The 3839-nt window shown below is 41.2% G+C and carries 2 protein-coding genes; both read left to right on the top strand.

Annotated features, from left to right (window positions below; genetic code table 11):
- The coding region (locus J2T50_RS10490; protein ID WP_253366416.1) for a VirB4-like conjugal transfer ATPase, CD1110 family at positions 1-1925 on the top strand (1925 nt) is incomplete at its 5' end.
- Position 1926: 1 nt separating this feature from the next.
- Positions 1927-3839 (top strand): phage tail tip lysozyme (locus J2T50_RS10485; RefSeq protein WP_253366414.1); only part of this gene is annotated, 1913 nt, incomplete at its 3' end.

The following is a 3839-nucleotide window of genomic DNA, read 5'->3' as shown; positions in this document are numbered from 1 at the left end:
CAGCTGTCAAGTTTCTTTCATTTGGCAAGAGCGACCAAACACCAAAACTAGCTTTTCGTTCTCTGTCGCAAATTGGGGAATATTTCAAGAGTGGCTTTTCAGAGATTGATGTATCTCTTGGTCTGCTTGGTGGAGAGGAGCGAGTGAATGTTCTTGCGGATATGTTGCGGGGTGAAAATCATTTACCGTTCTCTTACAAGGATTTGACCCTATCAGGTCAATCCACTAAACACTTTATTGCCCCAACCTATCTATCCTTTAAACACAAGAATCATATTGAATTGGACGATCGATTATTACAGATTGTCTATGTTCGTGACTACGGTATGGAGCTTGGAGATAAATTTATTAGAGACTTGATGCAGTCAGATTTGGAAGTGATGATGAGCCTGCATGCCAAAGGCTCTACCAAGTCTGAAGCCATTACTAAGTTACGAACCAAGAAGACCTTGATGGAATCACAAAAGATTGGGGAACAACAAAAGATGGCTCGGACAGGTATCTATTTAGAGAAGGTCGGTCATGTTCTCGAAAACAACATCGATGAAGCAGAAGCTCTTCTTCAAACCATGACCCAAACAGGAGATAAACTGTTTGACACCGTATTTCTGATTGGTGTGCTGGCAGATACTGAAGACCAACTCAAACAATCTCTTGATATTATCAAGCAAGTGGCAGGTTCTAATGATATGATTATTGACAACTTGACCTACATGCAAGAAGCGGCCTTTAATAGTCTCTTGCCATTTGGGAAGAACTATCTTGAAGGTGTTTCTCGATCTCTACTGACTTCCAACATTGCCGTTAACGTACCTTGGACTTCTGTTGATATTCAGGACAAGGGTGGGAAATTTTATGGCATCAATCAAATCTCAAGTAATATCATCAGTATTGACCGTGGCAAGTTAAATACTCCGTCAGGTTTGATTTTAGGGACTTCTGGAGCTGGAAAAGGGATGGCGACAAAACATGAAATCATCTCTACTAAGCTCAAGGAAGCAGATAGTGATACTGAAATTATTATTGTCGACCCAGAAAACGAGTACAGTATTATCGGTCAAGCCTTTTGTGGGGAGAGTATTGATATTGCCCCAGATTCCACTACCTTTCTAAATGTCTTAGATCTCTCTGATGAGAATATGGATGAGGATCCAGTCAAGGTCAAGTCCGAATTTCTCTTGTCCTGGATTGGAAAGCTCTTAGACCGCAAAATGGATGGTCGTGAGAAGTCCTTGATTGACCGTGTGACACGACTCACCTATAAGCATTTTGACACACCGTCCCTGATCGAATGGGTCTTTGTCTTATCCCAACAACCTGAACAGGAAGCTAAGGACTTGGCACTGGATATGGAACTCTATGTGGAAGGCTCGCTGGATATATTTTCACATCGAACCAATATCAAAACTGACAGTCATTTCCTGATTTACAATGTCAAAAAGTTAGGCGATGAATTAAAACAAATTGCCCTCATGGTTATCTTTGACCAAATTTGGAATCGGGTAGTGAAAAATCAAAAACTAGGGAAGAAAACCTGGATTTACTTTGATGAAATGCAGCTTCTTTTATTGGACAAGTATGCCTCTGATTTCTTCTTTAAACTCTGGAGTCGTGTCCGTAAGTATGGGGCGATACCAACTGGTATTACTCAAAATGTGGAGACACTTCTTTTGGATGTGAATGGTAGACGTATTATTGCCAATAGCGAGTTCATGATTCTATTAAAACAGGCTAAGAGCGATCGCGAAGAATTGGTGCATATGCTTGGACTTTCCAAGGAACTGGAGAAATACTTGGTCAATCCTGAAAAAGGGGCTGGCCTAATCAAGGCCGGTTCAACCGTTGTCCCATTCAAAAATAAGATTCCACAACACACCAAGCTCTTTGACATCATGAGTACGGACCCTGAAAAAATGAGGACATGAGATGAAAGAGGATAAAAAGGTAGTCAAACAAGCCAGGCAAAACTTTCGAAGCAACTTAAAATCAGCCCGTATGCATTATCGGAAAGAAGTTAGAGCCTTAAAACAGACTGTTCCTAAAAAAGGACGATTTCGAAAACCAACCCAAAATTCTCTTTTTCAGGAAAAGAATACAGAGTTAAAAGAAAATCTACTCAGTAGCCAAAAGGAAGCAGAAGAGAAGTTCCTAAAGGAAATTACCTATGTGTCTCCTAGACTGTTGAAGGTAAAGGAAATCAAGAAGTATCGACTTCCGCAAGCTCAAGAACGTTTGCGGACGGCAAGAAAACATTTGTCAGAAGTGAAACTAAGTGAAAAGTCAAAATCAGTTAATCCTAAGTTTACTTTCCAAAAAGAAAATCCTTCCTTGAAGTCTCGCTTTCAGTTTCACCAAGAAAAATCATTTGATCGACTAAGTGCAGAAAAAGAAGTAAGTTCTGCCAAACGTGAGGTCAAACAACTCAAGAAAGTCCAAAAGTCTAAGAAAAGTTCTACCAAAGTCAAAGCTGGATTAGGCTTAGTTGCATCTGAATCGCTTGACTTGGTGGCACAGGATGATGATTTAGATGGTCTAAGAACATTAAAGGATACTAGCTTGAAAGCCAGACGCTATGGCAGGTTTACCTATCAAGCAGGTAAAGTGGCGGTGAAAAGTGGTCAGACTGGTGTGCGTTTTACAAAAACGAAAGTGGCTCATGGAAAGGAACGATTCCAGAACTTCAAAAAAGGAAAAGGTTTCATACGCCAGAAACCTCTTAAACCACAAAGACGCTACCAAACCTTTTTAAAGCATGCCAGAAAGCACAGTCTAGCAGGAGTAAAGGGGTTTGTCCAAGCCATTAAGGGAAGCCTGACCTTCTTTTCTGCAATTGCGGGAAATCCTTTGACTTGGATTGTCTCAGGTCTTCTCTTGATACTCCTTTTGATGATGAGCTTTTTCATGAGTGTCTCAGGTAGCAGTGTCATTCAACAAGATGAGATTGAATTGACCAAGGCCTATACTCATATGACGTGGGAAGATGCGGAACATACAAGAACCAACGATAAAGGGATTACCTATTACGCCAAGATTGATGAGGTCATGGTTTACATGAATCATCAATACCAAGACTACAAGCTTGACGATTTCATGGAAACAGGTGGTGCGACTTACAAAGCATTTCTCAGTCAAGTCTGGACGAATTTAAATGGTGGTGATTCTATTAGATTCATGTCTGACTTATACCATATACCTCCTTACAAGCTGTCAGATGAGGACCAAGAAGAGCTAAAGGAGTTGACCGAAGAAGGCAACTATCTAGCTCTTCAAGAATTGGCCAATCCCTTTCAGGGACAGACCGATGAGGATATCTTAAACATGACCTACCGATATGGTTATGAGGTTATTGATGAGAAACCAACGCTTCATCACCATATCATCTTAGAAGCAAAAGAAGGCCAAGTCATTGTGGCTCCGATGGATGGCAAGGTATCTCTTGATGGGGAGAACATTGTTTTGACATCTGGTAAGGGAGTGAATAAGACTAAACTAACTTTGTTTGGCATTCATTCAGGTCGAGTGAGTGAACATCAACAAGTCTTGGCAGGAGACATTATTGGCCAGACCAAAGACAGAACGGGGCTAAAAGTCACCTATCAAAAGGTTGATGATGACACAGATAAGCTAGTCTATGTCAATCCAGCTTTCTACTTTCCAAAAGTGATCCAGGCTCAGACCACCATTCTTCCAACTATTGGTCAGTTTGGTGGCGATGAGTTCGAGAGAGCAAAGGCGGTTTATGGCTATCTCAAAAGCAAAGGTGTGACCAATCAAGCTATCGCAGCCATTCTAGGAAATTGGTCGGTAGAATCCTCTATTAATCCCAAGCGTGCGGAAGG

This window comes from Streptococcus gallinaceus, assembly GCF_024170225.1.
GTDB lineage: Bacteria > Bacillota > Bacilli > Lactobacillales > Streptococcaceae > Streptococcus > Streptococcus gallinaceus.
Note: the sequence above shows the minus strand (reverse complement) of the source record. Positions and strands in the feature narration are given on the sequence as shown.